The 15,772-nt window shown below is 73.4% G+C and carries 20 protein-coding genes; 4 read left to right on the top strand and 16 right to left on the bottom strand.

The features are described from left to right. From KME80_RS51865 to KME80_RS17795, 6 genes are all read right to left on the bottom strand, one after another. Window positions 1-200 (bottom strand): DegT/DnrJ/EryC1/StrS family aminotransferase (locus KME80_RS51865; RefSeq protein WP_219506749.1); only part of this gene is annotated, 200 nt, incomplete at its 3' end. 16 nt (window positions 201-216) lie between these two features. Beyond that, the gene (locus KME80_RS17775) at window positions 217-636 is read right to left on the bottom strand and encodes a hypothetical protein (RefSeq protein ID WP_219506604.1); all 420 of its coding nucleotides are present in this window, start codon (window positions 634-636) and stop codon (window positions 217-219) included. Between the two features lie 125 nt (window positions 637-761). Further along, entirely contained in the window at window positions 762-1,067 is a 306-nt protein-coding gene (locus KME80_RS17780) for a hypothetical protein (RefSeq protein WP_219506606.1), read from the bottom strand. A gap of 57 nt (window positions 1,068-1,124) precedes the next feature. Continuing rightward, window positions 1,125-1,454, bottom strand: a complete 330-nt coding sequence (locus KME80_RS17785) for a DUF202 domain-containing protein (protein WP_219506607.1) — start codon at window positions 1,452-1,454, stop codon at window positions 1,125-1,127. Between the two features lie 51 nt (window positions 1,455-1,505). After that, on the bottom strand, window positions 1,506-1,832 hold the full coding sequence (locus tag KME80_RS17790) for a YidH family protein (protein ID WP_219506609.1): 327 nt from the start codon (window positions 1,830-1,832) through the stop codon (window positions 1,506-1,508). A gap of 46 nt (window positions 1,833-1,878) precedes the next feature. Further along, window positions 1,879-2,271 (bottom strand): DUF8711 family protein, encoded by a 393-nt coding sequence (locus KME80_RS17795; protein WP_219506611.1) that lies wholly within the window; start codon window positions 2,269-2,271, stop codon window positions 1,879-1,881. A gap of 86 nt (window positions 2,272-2,357) precedes the next feature. Between KME80_RS17795 and KME80_RS17800 the strand changes: the two genes are divergently transcribed. Next, a complete protein-coding gene (locus KME80_RS17800) occupies window positions 2,358-2,615 on the top strand; it encodes a ubiquitin carboxyl-terminal hydrolase 14 (RefSeq protein ID WP_219506612.1) in 258 nt (85 codons plus the stop codon). Here the strand turns inward: KME80_RS17800 and KME80_RS17805 are convergent. Together KME80_RS17805 and KME80_RS17810 are read right to left on the bottom strand one after the other, a co-directional pair. Further along, window positions 2,612-4,180 (bottom strand): Na+/H+ antiporter, encoded by a 1,569-nt coding sequence (locus KME80_RS17805; protein ID WP_219506613.1) that lies wholly within the window; start codon window positions 4,178-4,180, stop codon window positions 2,612-2,614. The two genes, KME80_RS17800 and KME80_RS17805, sit on opposite strands and share 4 nt — an antisense overlap. 70 nt (window positions 4,181-4,250) lie before the next feature. Next, on the bottom strand, window positions 4,251-5,498 hold the full coding sequence (locus KME80_RS17810; protein WP_219506614.1) for a hypothetical protein: 1,248 nt from the start codon (window positions 5,496-5,498) through the stop codon (window positions 4,251-4,253). A gap of 204 nt (window positions 5,499-5,702) precedes the next feature. On the opposite strand from KME80_RS17810, the gene KME80_RS17815 reads away from it, so the two are divergent. Further along, on the top strand, window positions 5,703-7,691 hold the full coding sequence (locus tag KME80_RS17815; protein WP_219506615.1) for an ATP-dependent DNA helicase: 1,989 nt from the start codon (window positions 5,703-5,705) through the stop codon (window positions 7,689-7,691). Between the two features lie 52 nt (window positions 7,692-7,743). On the opposite strand, the gene KME80_RS17820 is transcribed toward KME80_RS17815, so the two are convergent. The 5 genes from KME80_RS17820 to KME80_RS17840 form a co-directional block, all read right to left on the bottom strand. Next, a complete protein-coding gene (locus tag KME80_RS17820) occupies window positions 7,744-8,499 on the bottom strand; it encodes an SGNH/GDSL hydrolase family protein (protein WP_219506616.1) in 756 nt (251 codons plus the stop codon). A gap of 69 nt (window positions 8,500-8,568) precedes the next feature. Continuing rightward, complete coding sequence (gene aroB, locus KME80_RS17825) at window positions 8,569-9,657, bottom strand: 3-dehydroquinate synthase (protein ID WP_219506617.1); 1,089 nt, start codon at window positions 9,655-9,657, stop codon at window positions 8,569-8,571. Continuing rightward, window positions 9,654-10,154, bottom strand: a complete 501-nt coding sequence (locus KME80_RS17830) for a shikimate kinase (RefSeq protein WP_219506618.1) — start codon at window positions 10,152-10,154, stop codon at window positions 9,654-9,656. The genes aroB and KME80_RS17830 overlap by 4 nt, the downstream gene beginning before the upstream one ends. Beyond that, complete coding sequence (gene aroC / locus KME80_RS17835) at window positions 10,151-11,332, bottom strand: chorismate synthase (protein ID WP_219506620.1); 1,182 nt, start codon at window positions 11,330-11,332, stop codon at window positions 10,151-10,153. Before aroC ends, KME80_RS17830 begins: the two co-directional genes overlap by 4 nt. 43 nt (window positions 11,333-11,375) lie before the next feature. Next, window positions 11,376-12,011: a prepilin peptidase gene (locus KME80_RS17840; RefSeq protein WP_219506622.1), complete on the bottom strand. Its 636-nt coding sequence runs from the start codon at window positions 12,009-12,011 to the stop codon at window positions 11,376-11,378. A gap of 37 nt (window positions 12,012-12,048) precedes the next feature. Here KME80_RS17840 and KME80_RS17845 point away from each other — a divergent pair, with 37 nt between their 5' ends. Beyond that, entirely contained in the window at window positions 12,049-12,213 is a 165-nt protein-coding gene (locus tag KME80_RS17845) for a hypothetical protein (protein WP_219506624.1), read from the top strand. Window positions 12,214-12,235: 22 nt separating this feature from the next. On the opposite strand, the gene KME80_RS17850 is transcribed toward KME80_RS17845, so the two are convergent. Beyond that, window positions 12,236-12,769 (bottom strand): SseB family protein, encoded by a 534-nt coding sequence (locus KME80_RS17850; RefSeq protein ID WP_219506625.1) that lies wholly within the window; start codon window positions 12,767-12,769, stop codon window positions 12,236-12,238. A 146-nt stretch (window positions 12,770-12,915) separates the two neighbouring features. Next, window positions 12,916-14,001 (bottom strand): FUSC family protein, encoded by a 1,086-nt coding sequence (locus KME80_RS17855; RefSeq protein ID WP_219506626.1) that lies wholly within the window; start codon window positions 13,999-14,001, stop codon window positions 12,916-12,918. A 122-nt stretch (window positions 14,002-14,123) separates the two neighbouring features. Between KME80_RS17855 and KME80_RS17860 the strand changes: the two genes are divergently transcribed. Next, window positions 14,124-14,663 carry a TetR/AcrR family transcriptional regulator gene (locus tag KME80_RS17860; protein ID WP_219506628.1) on the top strand — a complete coding sequence of 180 codons (540 nt, stop codon included), beginning with the start codon at window positions 14,124-14,126 and terminating at the stop codon, window positions 14,661-14,663. Between the two features lie 405 nt (window positions 14,664-15,068). On the opposite strand, the gene KME80_RS17865 is transcribed toward KME80_RS17860, so the two are convergent. Then, complete coding sequence (locus tag KME80_RS17865; RefSeq protein WP_219506630.1) at window positions 15,069-15,737, bottom strand: alpha/beta fold hydrolase; 669 nt, start codon at window positions 15,735-15,737, stop codon at window positions 15,069-15,071. Window positions 15,738-15,772 lie beyond the last annotated feature (35 nt).

A 15,772-nucleotide genomic window follows, 5' to 3' on the forward strand; every position in this document is an offset into this window, starting at 1 on the left:
GCCGCCCGGTCCCAGCCCTTGTCGGAGAACAGCCGCATGCGCCGGGCCAGCTCGTCGTCGTCGGTCAGCGTGAGCCCGCCGTCGCCGCAGGTGATGGGCTTCCACTGCTGCAGGCTCAGGCAGGCCACGTCGCCCACGGGCCCGGCGGGCCGCCTCTCCGTTGAGGCGGCCCGCCCCTCCCGGCCGGCGTACGCCGCCAGTTGGTCGGCACGGCCGCTAGTTGGTGTGCGCGACCGCGAAAACCACCCGGTAGAGCTCGTACCCGGCGATCAGCAGCACCGGCACGCCGAGCCCGAGGAGCAGCCGCCTGGGCCGCATCGCGGGCGCGGACGTGACCGCGGGCAGCGGCTCGACGGGCGCGGGGGCCGGAACCGGCGCCGGTTCGGGCGCCGAGACCAGCTCGGGGTGCCGGCTGAGGTAGCCCGGCGGGAACGAGGTCACGTGGAACGCTCCACAGCCGGGACAGCACGCCCCGGCCCAGGGAGGCTGCACGGGGACGCCGTTGCTCAGCCACACCTCGACGGGGTGACCGTGCCCGTCGTCGAGCCGCCTGACCGTGTAGCGCGCTTCCCATACGTGCCAGCAGCGCAGGCACTCGTAGGGCCACAGCTGATGAGTGTCGAAACCATCGTGCACCAGGACCACCCCCCCGGTAACGGACCGCCATCCGCACCGAGTGTCCGCCCGGTTCATACCACCGGCAAGATGGGCCTTGTGACACCTTCCGTTAGGGAAGGCTCACCCTCCGTCATGTTATGGAGTCAATAGAACCGTTTGGGCACCGGGCTCAGCAGCGGGGTGGGGTCGGGCGGCGCGGGTTCGCCGGACTCGACCAGCTCCGGATGGTGGGCGAGGTAGCCGTCGGGGAACATGACAGCCCCCTGGCAGCCACAGCGCGGGCAGACGACGCCGCTCGGCGCGGGCGGCGGCACCGCCACTCCCCCGCGCATCCACACCTCGCTCTCGGCTCCGTGCCGCCCCGGCACGTGCCGGACGAGGTAGTCCTCTTCCCAGACATGCCAGCAGCTCCGGCACTCGAAGGGCACGGTCCTGCGCTCTTCGTCCATGGAGGTCACCTCCTCACTTCGAGTGTCCGCCTGCTGACGGAGTACCCGCAAGCGAGGTCAGCGAACGGCGATGACGAAGGTCAGGGCGCCGGCGACGACGGCGAGGGTGCCGAGCCAGGCGAGCAGCGCGTCGGCGCCGTTGTCGAGCGGGTGGCCGCCGTGCAGCGCCTGCTGGACGCGGCGGAAGCGGACGTGGGTCCTGATGAGCAGGACGGCCCCGCACAGCGCGGCGAGCGCGAAGGCGGCCAGGGCGGGCAGGGGCAGCCCGGCGCGGGCGGCCAGCCCGGTGGCGCCCAGGCCGCCGGTGGCCAGCGTCACGGCGGTGCGCACCCAGGCCAGGCGCGTCCGCTCGCTCTGCAGCCCCCGGTCCCAGATCTCCTCCGACATCTCACCTCCCTGCCTGCGACGCCGGACGGGACGGCATGCGCGACCTGGCCCTCACGCGGCGAGCAGGATGAGGACGAGGGCGAGCACGGCCACGGCGGCGACGCCGTAGCCGAAGACCGCGGCCAGCGCGGGCGGCGGGAGCGGCGCCTCGGCGCGCAGGGCGCGCTGGATGTTGCGCCAGCGCGGGTAGGCCAGGCCCGCGGCCAGCGCCGACAGGGTGACGAGCACGACCGCGAGCACCGTGCGCAGCCAGGGGACGAACACGTCGGCGGGCACCGCCGCGATGGCCACGCCGCCCGCGCTCAGCGCCAGGGCGGTGCTCAGCCAGGTGAGGAACGTGCGTTCGTTGGCGAGGGTGAAACGCGGGTCGGGCTCCATGAGAAAAACGGTAGTTCGTACCTATTCTCCCTAGAGAAACCGGGATTCAGCCTCCGGTGCAGGCCGTGGCGACCTTCTCCAGATAGGCGGCCGTGTCGGTGCCGACCTTCTGGACGGCGTCGACCGCGTCGTTGGCGTTCTGGACGTTGATGCCGGCCAGCGTGCCGGCCAGCTTGTCGGTGGCTTCCTTGAGCGTGGTGTTGGCCGCGCCGTCGGCGACCTCGCCGAGCTTGGTGGCGGTGCTGTCGAGGGCCTTCTCCATGGCCTGCGGGTCGTTGGCCAGGGAGGTGAGCTGCGCGGTCAGCTCTCCGACGATCTTGGGAGCTTCGAGACAGGCCTGGGCCCGGTCGATCGTGTCGTTCACCTCACCGCATCCGGCGGCGAACACGAACGCGGAGAAGGCGAGCAGGGGCACGAAGCGGCTGCGTGGGCGAGACATATCTCGACCCTACCCAACAGGCCGCCGGTTGGGGCGGCACGGCGCCCGGCATCCGGCGGCCGTCCGGCCCGAAATAGGATCGATGCATGGCTATGTGTGAGCATCTTTCCCAGGCTGACGACCCGCAGGCGCGCACTCCTGAGGGCTGCGAGGAGTGCCTGGCCTCCGGTGGCCGCTGGGTGCACCTGCGGCGCTGCCTGGAGTGCGGCCACGTGGGCTGCTGCGACTCCTCGCCCGGCAAGCACGCGACCGCGCACTTCCACGGCACCGGCCACCCGGTGGTGCAGTCGTTCGAGCCGAACGAGAAGTGGCGGTGGTGCTTCGTCGACAGCTCGATGGGCTAACGCTCCAGGATGGCCTCCTCGAAGTCGAGCTGGGCCATCACCTCGCGCAGCACCTCGTCGTCCAGCCGCCGCTCGTCGCGCAGCCGGACGAACACCTGCCGCTCGGCCTGGAGCATGTCGCGGCGCAGCCGCCTGTAGAGGGCGCTGGGCGTCTCGGCGCCGCCGTGGCCGGTGCCGCCGCCCAGGCGCTCCCAGGCCGACAGGGAGCGCCGCCAGGACTTCTCCCTGAGCTGGTCGATGACCTGCCGCTGGATCTCGTCCGGCTCGCCCTCGGCGGCGACCAGGCGGTCCAGCTCGGCCAGGCCGGCCTCCAGCGCCGCCTGCTGGGCCGACGCCTCGGCGAGGCGGTCCTCGTACAGCTCCTGCTCGCTCGACACGCGCAGCCGCCTGATCAGGGCCGGGAACGTCAGGCCCTGGACGAGCAGCGTGCTGATCACGGTGGTGAAGGTGAGGAAGAGCAGGATCTCGCGGTCCGGGATGTCGGGGATGAGCAGCGCGGCCGCCAGCGAGACCACACCCCGCATGCCCGCCCAGCCGACGATCGTGAGCTGCTGCGGCGACGGCGCCTCGTACCCCCGCCTGAACAGGCGCGGCAGGTGGGCGGCGGCGAACACCCAGGCGAACCGCACCGCGACCGTCACCAGGAACACCACGAGCGCGTAGAGCGCGACCTCCCACGGGCTGTAGCCGACGATGCCCTCGACCACGGTGACGAGCTGCAGCCCGATCAGCGCGAAGACGATCGTCTCCAGGAAGAAGTCGCTGACCTTCCACACCGAGTCCGACACCAGCCGGGTGCCGAACCCGCGCAGGTGCATCTGGTTGCCCAGGTGGAGCCCCACGATCACGACGGCGATCACCCCGGAGGCGTGCACGCTCTCGGCCGCCAGGTAGGCGGCGAACGGGATGAGCAGCATCAGCGTGTTCTCGACCAGCGAGTCGCGCGTGTGGCGGAACAGCCAGGCGAACGCGTACGCCAGCGCCAGCCCGATCAGCACGCCCCCGGCGGCGGCCACGAGGAACTGCCAGCCGCCCTCCAGCAGGTCGATGCTGCCGCCGACGGCCGCCGCGATCGCCACCCGGTAGGCGGTCAGCGCGGTGGCGTCGTTGAACAGGCTCTCGCCGATGAGGATGGTCAGCGTCCGGCGCGGCAGCCCGAGCCGCCTGCCGACGGCCACGGCGGCGACCGCGTCGGGCGGCGCGATGACGGCGCCGAGCGCGAACGCCGCCGCCAGCGGCACGGCGGGCAGCATGAGGTGCACGACCAGGCCCACCGCGACCGTGGTGAACAGCACGAGGCCGACCGACAGCAGCGCCACCGGGCCCCGGGCGTCACGCAGCCGCAGGTAGGAGCTGTCGAACGCGGCCGAGTAGAGCAGCGGCGGCAGGAACACGTAGAGCACCAGCTCCGGGTCCAGCCGCACCGCCGGGACCAGCGGCGAGACGAGCAGCCCGGCCGCGACCAGCAGCAGCGGCGCGGGCCAGCCCTTGCGCCGGGCCACGGCCGCGAGCGCGACGGCGCCTCCGGCCAGCAGCAGCAGTTGCAGGCCAGTCGACGGGTTCACCGGCGGCTCCTCCACATATGGCGCCCAATTTGTCGGGCCAAGTGTAGGAAACGCCGCTAGCGGGTGGCGATCACCATTCGCGGCGTTCGCCGCGATCGTCGTACGGCTGCTGCTCGGGGCGCAGCCGCTCGCCGGTGGAGAACATCGGGTCGCCGACGTACGGGCGGGTCATGTCGGAGTCCTGCGGGTGGTACGGCTCGGCCTGCTTGCCGAGGGCGAGCAGCGGGTCGACCGGGTTGGGCGGCGTGCGCCCGTCGGCCCGGTCCTGCCCGTAACCGCCGCCCTGCCCGTAGCCGGGATCCTGGCCGTAACCGGGGTCCTGGCCGTAAGCGCCGCTCTGCCCGTAGCCGGGGTCCTGGCCGTAGGACGGCTCCTGGCCGTACGCGCGGTCCTGGAAGGGGTCCTGGCGGCGGCCCGCGCCCGGGATGCCGTGCATCGGGGTGCCGAGCCCGGCGGCGGCCTGTACGGGCGGCTGGGGACGGCTGGGGGCCTGCCGGCCCGCGTAGGGGTCGGCCTGGTGCTGCGGGTACGGGTCGGGCTGCCGGTAGGTCTCACCCGAGTGGTACGGCTCGTTCTGGTAGGACCCGGCCTGGTAGGAGTCGGCCTGGTAGGAGTCGCTCTGGTACGGAGTACTGGCCTGGGAGGGGAAGCCGAGCGGGTCGGTCGACAGGGGCGACGGGCGGTCGCCGGGCAGCTGGTAGACGGGCCCGGTGGAGGCGGTGGGCGACTCCTCGGCGTACTGGGGGCCGGTGAAGGGCTGCTGGTCCTGCGTGAAGTGGGGGCCGGACAGCGGGTCGTGGTAGCCGCTGTCGGTGTACTGCGGGCCGGTGAACGGCTCGGCGGGGGCCGGGCCGGTCAGCGGGTCGCTGTACTGCGGGCCGGAGAAGGGCTGGCGCTGCTGCTCGCGGGTGTCGCCGTAGGAGGCGACGAGCTTGTCCTGGTGGGCCGGGTTGCCCCGGGCCACGAGCACGTCGTTGGGCGACAGCGAGGCGGCCGGCCGGTCGTCGGGGGCCGGCTGGTGCTGGCCGGTCTGCGGCGGCCGGTGGTAGGTCCCGGTGCCGGGGATCACCTCGGTCCCGGGGTCCTGGGCGGGCACGGCGGGCTGCTCACCGGTGGCCTCGGCGAAACCGTCGTCGAGGGTGTCGAGCAGCCGGCCGACGTCGTCCATCGGCATGCGGAAGCTCGCCGTGCACATCTCCCCCCGCCACAGGCTGAGCACCAGCGTGCCCTCGTGCCAGGTGACACGGAGACACCGCTCCTGGCCTCGGGCATCGAAGAACACTTCGCCGAACGACGGCAACGGGACAACTTCCGACATGGCAGACATCCTGCACATCCAGCCCTAATACGTCCACTCAACCCCGGAGAAGCCTACAAAACCATCTCCACCGACACCCCCGCAGGTCACTCCACGACCAGTTGGAGCACCGACGGCCAGTGTGCCACGGGCGACGGCGGACGGGCCCGCGAACGCCGGGATGCGTATGGCCGATCACACCGCGTTCGGCGCGGCGACCTCGGAATGCGGGTAGCGTTTACTGCCGTGCCGGACTCCCATCTCCCGTCAGCGGACTCACTGCTCAGCATCGCGGTCGACGCTCTCGGAGGGAGCGAACGCCACGGCCAGATCAGCATGGTCAAGGCCGTGCAACAGGCCATCGACGCCGAGGAGCACCTGGCCGTCCAGGCGGGCACCGGCACCGGCAAGTCCCTGGCCTACCTGGTGCCCTCGATCCGGCACGCCATGGACACCGACACCCCCGTGGTCGTCTCCACGGCCACGATCGCGCTGCAGCGACAGCTCGTCGACCGCGACCTGCCCCGGCTGGCCGAGGCGCTGGCCAAGGAGCTGCCGCACGAGCCGACGTTCGCCATCCTCAAGGGCCGCCGCAACTACCTGTGCCGCTACAAGGCCACCGCCGGCTGGCCCGAGGACGACGAGCAGGACCAGCTGTTCGACCCGCGCGAGGTCAGCGCGACCGGCCGCATGGTCCAGCGCATCCAGGAGTGGGCCGACGAGACCGAGACCGGCGACCGCGACGAGCTGGTGCCCGGCGTGAGCGAGCAGGCCTGGCGGCAGTTCTCCGTCAGCGCCCAGGAGTGCCTGGGCGCCACCCGCTGCCCCAGCGGCGCCGAGTGCTTCGCCGAGCTGGCCAGGGCGCGGGCCGGCGAGGTCGACGTCGTCGTCACCAACCACGCGCTGCTGGCCATCGACGCCATGGGCGACCTGCCGGTGCTGCCCGAGCACGACCTCGTCGTCGTCGACGAGGCGCACGAGCTGGTCGACCGGGTCACCTCGGTGGTGACGAGCGAGCTGTCGGAGAGCTCGGTGTCGCTGGCCGTGCGCCGGGTGGGCCGCCTCATCGAGCAGCCCATCGCCGACCAGCTCCTGGAGGCCGGCGAAGACCTCAAGGCTCTGCTGGCCGCCGCCCCGCCCGGCCGCGTGGACGAGCTGCCCGAGGTGCTCGGCCTGACGCTCGCGCTGGTGCGCGACAGCGCCGCCCGCTGCCTGACCGCGCTCGGCCCGCGCGGCGGCGACAAGGACGACCCCGACCGCGCCGGGCAGCGCAAGGCCGCCTTCACCGCGCTCGACGAGGTCCACGACACCGCCGTGCGCATGCTGGAGGCCTACGGCCACGCCTCCGAGGCCGACCGGGCCGAGGTCGTGTGGCTGGAGGCCGGCACCGACCGCCGCCCGCCGATGCTGCGCGTCGCCCCGCTCAACGTGGGCGGCATGCTGCGCGACAAGCTGTTCGGCGACCGCACCGTGGTGCTCACCTCCGCCACGCTGGCGCTCGGCGGCACGTTCGACGGCATGGCCCGGCAGTGGGGGCTGGGCGACAAGGGCTGGCAGGGCATGGACGTCGGCTCGCCGTTCGACCACCCGCGCGCCGGCATCCTCTACGTCGCCAAGCACCTGCCCCAGCCCGGCCGCGACGGCCTCCCCCAGGCCTACCTCGACGAGATCACCGAGCTGATCGAGGCCGCGGGCGGGCGCACGCTCGGCCTGTTCTCCTCCATGCGGGCCGCCAAGGCCGCCACCGAGGCGCTGCGCGAGCGCCTGGACGTGCCGCTGCTGTGCCAGGGCGACGACTCGACCATGCTGCTGGTCAAGCAGTTCGCCGAGGACGAGAAGACCTGCCTGTTCGGCACGCTGTCGCTCTGGCAGGGCGTCGACGTGCCCGGCCCGTCGCTGCGGCTGGTCATCATCGACCGCGTCCCGTTCCCGCGCCCCGACGACCCGCTCACCTCGGCCCGGCAGCGCCACGTGGCCGCCCGCGGCGGCAACGGCTTCATGACCGTGGCCGCCACCCACGCCGCGCTCCTGCTCGCCCAGGGCACCGGCCGCCTGCTGCGCTCCCAGGACGACAAGGGCGTCATCGCCGTCCTCGACCCCCGGCTGGCCACCGCCCGCTACAGCGGCTTCCTGCTGGGCTCGCTCCCGCCGTTCTGGCGCACGACCGACCCCGCCGTCCCGCGCGCCGCCCTCAAGCGGCTCGCCGCCGAATGACACGATCCCGTACGGATTGCCGTACGGGATCGTCAGGTGAGCGGGCGGGCGGTCAGGACCAGACCGACAGCTCCGGCCGCTTGGGCGCGAGCCCGTCGCCCGAGGAGACGCCGCGCAGGCGGCGCGACACCCACGGCACCAGGTGCTCGCGCATCCACTGGGCGTCCTCCTTGCGGCGGGCGCGCGGATCCACGGCCCGCTCCGGCCACGACTTGTGCCAGTCGTCGAACGGGACGCCGAGGATGTCGAGCACGCGGGCGGCCACCAGCCGGTGACCGTCGGCGTTCATGTGGAGGCGGTCCTCGCTCCACGCCCGCCAGTCGCGCAGGCCCTGCATCGACCACTGGTCCACCAGGTGGCAGCCGTAGAGGTCGGCGATCGAGCGCACGTGCAGGTAGAAGACGGCGAAGCGGCCGCGCAGCCGCCGCATCAGCGGCATGTCACGCGGGTCGACGCCGGTGAACAGCAGCACGTCGGCGCCGCAGGAGCGCAGCTCGCGCACCGCGCCCGCCAGCCGCTTGGCCATCACGTCGGGGTCGCTGCCCGGCCGCAGCAGGTCGTTGCCGCCGGCGCAGAGGCTGACCAGGTCAGGAGCCATCTGCACGGCCGCGGGGACCTGCTCGGTGACGATCTGGTCGAGCAGCCTGCCGCGCACCGCCAGGTTGGCGTAGCGGAACGACGGATCGTCCTGTGCGAGCCGTTCTGCGACCCGGTCGGCCCAGCCTCGGTAGTGGCCGTTGGTGCCGGGGTCGTTCAAGCCCTCGGTGAAACTGTCACCGAGCGCCACGAAGGAGCCGTAATGCCTCATGACCTGCTGTTCATCTCCGCTTTTTCGTCGTGCCGCGGCGTGGGCCACGACTGTAGTGGCCCACACACGTTAATGCCCGGTGACACGCGCGACGGCACGGTAGGCGGCTTCCAAAAGCTCCTCGGGCGGGTCCTCCAGCCGGCCTGGCCGGGCCAGGCCGTCGAGCACGACGAAGCGCTGCTTGGCGCCGCGGTTCTTCTTGTCGAGGCGCATGTGGTCGCGCAGCCTCGGCCAGGCGTCGGCCGGGTAGGCGGTGGGCAGGCCGACCGACGTCAGGATGGCGCGGGTGCGCTCGACCAGGTCGGGCCCGACGCGGCCGTCGAGCCGGGACAGCTCGGCGGCGAACACCATGCCGATGGCGACGGCCTCGCCGTGGCGCATCCGGTAGCTCTCCGCGCGCTCGATCGCGTGGGCGAGCGTGTGGCCGTAGTTGAGGATCTCGCGCAGCCCGGCCTCGCGCAGGTCGGCGCCGACCACGTCGGCCTTGACCTGGATCTTGCGCTCGATCAGCTCGCGGGTGTGGCCGCCCTCGGGCCTGGTGGCGGCGTCGGGGTCGTCCTCGATGAGCTCGAGAATGCGCGGGTCGGCGATGAAGCCGCCCTTGATGATCTCGGCGAGGCCGGCCACGTAGTCGGCGCGCGGCATGCTGGGCAGCGTCGCCAGGTCGCACAGCACGCCCGCCGGGGGCAGGAAGGTGCCGACCAGGTTCTTGCCCTCGGGGGTGTCGATGCCGTTCTTGCCGCCGACGGCCGCGTCGACCATCGCCAGCAGCGTGGTGGGGACGAGCACGACCTGCACGCCGCGCAGCCACGTCCCGGCCACGAACCCGGCCAGGTCGGTGGTCGCGCCGCCGCCCACGCCGACGACCGCGTCGGAGCGGGTGACGCCGTGGCGGCCGAGCGCCGACCAGAGCTGGGCGGCCACCTCGACGGTCTTGGCCTGCTCGCCGTCGGGCACCGGCAGCGCGACCACGTCGAACCCGGCGTCGGACAGCGCCGCGCACACCGGCCGCGAGATCTCCGGCAGGCTCTCCGGGTGGATCACCGCCACCGTGCGCACCCCGGGCTTGAACAGCCCCGGCAGCTCGCCGAGCACGCCCGTGCCGACGACGACCTCGTACGGGCTGTCGCCGCGCACGGCGATCCGCGTCACGCTCATGCCCCCAGGCCCTTCAGGATCTCGTCGGCCAGCTCGTCGGGCTCACGCCCGCCGGTGTCGACCGTCAGCACGGCCAGCCGCTCGTAGACGGGCCGGCGCTCCTCCATCAGCCGCTTGAGCTGGCTGCGCGGGTTGAGCACGAGCAGCGGCCTGGCCGAGGCGAGGCCGACCCGCTGCACCGCGTCGGCCAGGCCGACCTGAAGGTAGACGACCGGGTGGCCGGCGAGCAGGGCCTGCGTCTCCTCGTGCAGCACGGCGCCGCCGCCGAGCGACAGGACGCCGTCGTGCTCGGCCAGCGCCCGCCGCACCGCCTCGTGCTCCAGCTCGCGGAAGCGCTCCTCGCCGTCGTCGATGAAGATCTCGCTGACGGGCTTGCCCGCGACGGCCTCGACGTCGGCGTCGGTGTCGCGGAAGGCGACGCCGAGCCGCTCGGCGAGGAGGCGGCCGAGAGTGGTCTTGCCCGACCCGGGCGGGCCGATCAGCACGGCCTTGGTCATTTGATCACCATGGATGAGAGGTAGCCGGACAGGTTGCGGGCGACTTCCTCCACGGAGTCGCCGCCGAACTTCTCCAACGCGGCGTCGGCCAGCACCAGCGCCACCATCGCCTCGGCGACGATGCCCGCCGCCGGGACCGCGCACACGTCGGAGCGCTCGTGGTGGGCCTTGGCGGCCTCGCCCGTCTTGACGTCGATCGTGGCCAGCGCCCTGGGCACGGTCGAGATGGGCTTCATCGCGGCGCTGACGCGCAGGATCTCGCCGTTGGTCATGCCGCCCTCGACGCCGCCCGCCCGGTTGGTGACGCGCCGCACGCCGTCGCCCGTGGTGTAGGCGATCTCGTCGTGGGCCCGCGAGCCGGGCCTGCGGGCGGTCTCGAAGCCGTCGCCGACGGCCACGCCCTTGATCGCCTGGATGCCCATGAGCGCGCCGGCCAGCCGCGAGTCGAGGCGCCGGTCCCAGTGCGTGTAGCTGCCCAGGCCGGGCGGCAGGCCGTAGGCCAGCACCTCGACGACGCCGCCGAGCGTGTCGCCGTCCTTGTGCGCCCGGTCGATCACCTCGACCATGGCGGCGCTGCCCGCCGGGTCGGCGCAGCGGACCGGGTCGGCGTCGACGCGGGCCAGGTCGTTGGGGCCGGGCAGTTCGTCGGCCGGCGTGACGGCGTCGCCGATGGAGGTGACGTGGCTGACGATGTCGACGCCGAGCGCCTGCTTGAGGAAGCGCCTGGCCACCTCGCCGAGCGCGACGCGGGCCGCCGTCTCGCGGGCGCTGGCCCGGTCGAGCACCTGGCGGGCGTCGTCGAACCCGTACTTCTGCATGCCGGCCAGGTCGGCGTGGCCCGGCCGGGGCCGCGAGCGCGGCGCGTTGCGCGCCAGGCCCTCCAGCTCCGCCGGGTCGACCGGGTCGGCCGACATGACCTTCTCCCATTTGGGCCACTCGGTGTTGCCGATGCGGACGGCGACGGGGCTGCCCATGGTGCGGCCGTGCCGCACCCCGCCCACGATCGTCACCTCGTCCTGCTCGAACTTCATGCGGGCGCCGCGCCCGTAGCCGAGGCGGCGCCGGCGCAGCGCCTCGTCGATGGCGGCCGTGGTCACCTCGACCCCGGCGGGCAGGCCTTCCAGAACGGCAACGAGCTCGGGGCCGTGAGACTCTCCGGCAGTCAACCAGCGCAACATGCCTCCAAGTCTTCCATGCGCGGCCCAGTGGGATGTCCGGCGTTCATCCACCGAGACAGAGCCCGGCCAGGGCGCCGAGCAGCATGAACGGCCCGAACGGGAACTGGGTCGCGCGTGTCGCGCGCCGGGTGGCCAGCAGGACGACCGCGTACAGGGCGCCCAGGAACTGCCCGCCCAGCGCCGCGACGGCCCACGCCTGCCAGCCGAGCGCCCCGCACGCCAGGCCGATCAGCCCGGCCAGCTTGACGTCGCCCAGCCCCAGATCGGCCGGCCTGACGAACCAGAGCACACCGTACGCGGCGGCCAGCGCGAGCCCGCCGAGCAGCGCCCTGGGCAGCTCCCCGGTGGGCAGCAGCGTCAGCACGAGGATCGGGTACGACGGCAGCGTGATCACGTCCGGCAGGCGGCTGGTGCGCCAGTCGACGAAGGCCAGCGCCGTCCCCGCCACCGCCGCGTACACGTACGGCAGGCCGGCCCGCCAGGCGACGAGCACGGTCACGACGGCGGTGACCACCTCGGGCAGCGGCGGCCAGGCCGGGACCGGGACGGTGCGCACGAGGGCGCGCAGCGCGGCGCGGGCCTCGGCCCGATGGTCGGCGGGGTCGGGGGCGAAGGCGCCGGCCAGGGTCCTGACGTAGCGACCGGCGACGAGGCCGAGCACCCCCAGCAGTGCGAGCACGGCCCGACACTATTGCGGGCGCGGGCCCGGCCGTCGGATGATTTCCAGATGGGCGGGGACAAAATTCACCAGGATCGCCGTCGTCCTCTCGACCTTCGTGCTGGTGCCCGTCCTGCTGGAGCTCCTCGCCCGGTACATCGAGGGCAGCCGCGTGTCCATGGCCGACCAGGAGGAGCAGGAGTGGTCGGAGTCGGGCTCCTGACCCGCGTCCCGTCCGTGCGGGCTCAGTTCGTGCGGCGGCGGAACCAGCGGCGTCGGGCGACCGGCTCGACGCGCGCGACGGTCACGCCGGGGAGCTGCTCGAGCGTGCCGGATTCGACGGCGGCCAGCGCCCGCAGCACGTCACCCTCGATCACGAACGTCACCGGGCCCGCCACGTCCACGACCACCGCCGCCGCCTCCTCCCCCACGGCCGCCCGGCACACCTGCAGCGTGCTCGCCTGGATCGGCCGGGCGTCGGGACGCCACCTGATCAGCGCCTCCGTGCCGGTGAACGCCAGCACCGCCTGCCTGCCGTCCTTGCCGACGAGCTTGGGCAGGGCCATCTCGCTCTCCTTCTCCTGCCGCAGGCCGTGCTCGCCCACCTCGGACTCGGTGAGCAGGGCCACGACGGGCACCAGAAGGCGGGCGCCGGTGAGCGCGTTGAGCACCCGGTCGGGGCCCGCCGCACCCCGCTGGTAGTCGTCCAGCGCGGCGGCCACGGCGGGCGCGACGCCGCCGTCGTCGTCGGGGTCGAGGGGTTGCGGAATGCTCGGCACAGCGTCCGAGACTACCCGCGCCCTCTCCCGCCCCGCCCACCAGGCTCACGCCGCCGATCCCGTACGACGGCTCCATGACGTGCGGCCGTGAGACGGGTCAGGGGCGGACGGGGCAGCGAGGGACGGGAGGGTCAGGGGCGGGAGGGTCAGGGGCGGGGTGGGACGTTCACGGGGGGCAGGGCGGCCGTCGACTCCTCCTCGCCGGTGCCCGTCGCCCGGAGCAGGTCGACCACGATCGAGCGGAGCTGGGCCACGATCACGTCGGCGGAGAAGCCCAGGCGTTCGGGGCGCTGGCGGGTGGCGACGGCCAGCAGCGCCTGCCTGGCCAGCACGGGCTCGCGGCCCGCGCCCAGCTCCAGTTGCAGCAGCAGCGCCGCCTCCGACACCTCACGGAGCGAGTCGGCCAGCGCGGGCGGGGGCGGCGGGTACTCGCCGAGCGCGGCCAGGGTGCGGCGGGCCAGCACGCGGGCGTTCCTGAGCGCGTGGTCGACGGGCTCGGCGGCCGTCTCGTACCGGGCGAGCCTGGCGCGGCGGTGCCAGTGCATCGGGGAGATCATGATGATCTCCTTGCTGGTCTGCAGCGCCTGCTCGAACTCCTCCACCGCCGCCTGGGTGCCGCGCGCCTCCTCCAGTGCCTCGGCGGCCAGGTCGGCGTCGCGCTTCTCGATCGCCACCGCCGCCTGCTCCAGCGCCGTGGACAGCGCGTCGAGCACCCCGGAGGCGTGTTTGGCCGCGATGGTCAGCGGGCTGGCGGGCATGAGCGCCACAGCGGCCAGGCCGACGACGCCGCCGGTGAGCGCGTCGAGCATGCGGTCGAAGCCGCCCATGTCGTCGCCGGGCACCACCGCCGCGACCAGCACGGCCGAGGAGGCGGCCTGCGCGGCGAACAGCGCGCCGCTGTCGAGCAGCACGGCGGTCGCCATGGCCAGCGCCACCACGAGGGCGATCTGCCAGGGGCCGGAGCCGATCCAGGCCACCAGCAGGTCGCCGACGCCGACGCCGAGGCTGACGCCCACGACGAGTTCCGCCACCCGGCGCAGCCGCTGGCCGAGGCCGATGCCGACGCTGATGAGCACCGCGATCGGGGCGAAGAAGGGACGCGTGTGCCCGAGGAACTGCGTGGCGATCATCCACGCCACGGCCGAGCCCACGGCGGACTGCGCGATCGAGGGAGCCGTCAGCCCGAACGTCCGCAGCCGCTCCCGCATGTGATCGCCGAGCTTCGTACCCACCCTTCCCACCCTGACGGATCTTTATGACATTACGGTCACACAGTCCAAGGCGGGCGATAACGGCCAGTATTCCCGCGTCGCGTTGGCCTGGGGCGCTTGGCGGGCCCCCTATTGTCGTCATCGTGGAACCAAGGAGCCGGGAGGGCACCCGGCGGCGCATCCTCGACGCGGCCCGCCGGTTGTTCGCCGAGCACGGCTACGACGAGGTGACCATGCGCATGCTCGCCGCCGAGGCGAACGCCAACGTCGCGCTCATCAACCGATATTTCGGGTCGAAGCGGGAGCTGTTCGCCGAGGTGCTGGCCCAGCAGGGGCGCTTCCCCGGCGTGCTCGACGAAGGCGACGACCTGGCCGTGCGGCTCGCCGAGTACGTCGCCGACCGGCTCGGCTCCGAGGCCGACAGCCCGGTGCTCGCCACCCTCACCCGGTCCGGGTCCAGCCCCGAGATCCGCAGCATCACCAAGGACCGGGTCCGCACCGCCATCCTGGAGCCGCTCGTCGACCGCCTGCCGGGCGAGGACGCCGAGCTGCGCGCCACGATCGCCACGGCGATCGTCATGGGCAGCGGCCAGTTCCGCCAGCTCTTCGGCCCGGCCACGACGACCCCCCGCGACAAGGTCGTCCAACGGCTCACCGCCGTCTTCCGCGCCTGCCTCACCTGACCCCGTCCGGCCTCCACGGCACCGCCCCTCCGCAGCACGCCGGGCTGACCCCGTAAGGGGAGCGCCTGCCGGGGGCCGCCGTCCGGGACACTGCCCGAGCGCCACTTCGCGACCAGCCGGAGCCGACCCACCGGCACCGCCCCCGGAGACCCACACCGCGCCCGGTGCGGACCGCCGCACCGCCCTTGGCGGGAGCGGCCCGCGCCGTCTCCTCTCTCACCCGTGCGACCACCCGGGGTGGGCCGCCGCACCAGCCCGAAGGCGCACCCCCAAGAGGGGCGGGGCAGTGCTCCCCCCGGGTGAGCGGCGGGGCGTTCGGTAGGCCGGTGGTGCGTACGGGTCCGGGGTCGGGGTGGGCTGGAGGGCGGGTTCCCTCGACGGGGTGGGGCGTTTGTAGGGGCGGGGTCAGGCAGAGAGGAAGGTGTCCAGGGCCGCTTTGAAGGCCTTGGGGTTGGTGACGTGGACGAGGTGGCCGGCTTCGATGGTGACGAGGGCGGCGCCGGGGATGCGGGCGGCGAGGCGGTCGGCGCGGAAGGGGCTGGCGGCGCCGCCGGAGATGACGAGCGTCGGGGCGGTGATCCGGGCGAGCCCGGCGAGCCAGGCCGGGTCGGGGTCGAGGAACTGCCGTTCGGTGTCGTGCATCATGCGCCAGTCGAAGCCGGTGGAGTCGTCCTCCACGAGCGGCGCGCGGCCGTGCATGGGCTCGGGGGCGGCGGAGTCCTCGATGACGAGGCGGGTGACGCGGCCGGGGTGGTTCATGGCCAGGTGGTAGGCGACCATGCCGCCGAGGGAGTGGCCGACGACGACGGCGCGGTCGATGCCGAGGGCGTCGAGGAGGCCGGCGACGTCCTCGGCCATGTCGGGGATGGCGTACGTGCCGGGCCGGTCGCTGGCGCCGTGGCCGCGCAGGTCGGGTACGAGCACGTGGTGGCGCCTGGCGAGGTGCTGGGTGATGCCGTTCCAGTCGTTGTGGTCGGCGGTCCGCCCGTGCAGGAGCACGAGCGCCGGCGCGGCCGGGTCGCCTTCTTCGCGGTACGTCAGCTTGATCCCGTTGGCGACGGTTTCACGAATCACACCTGGACCCTACTGGCACACATTGCCGGTGTGGC

This window comes from Nonomuraea ceibae (genome assembly GCF_019396325.1).
Taxonomy (GTDB): domain Bacteria; phylum Actinomycetota; class Actinomycetes; order Streptosporangiales; family Streptosporangiaceae; genus Nonomuraea; species Nonomuraea ceibae.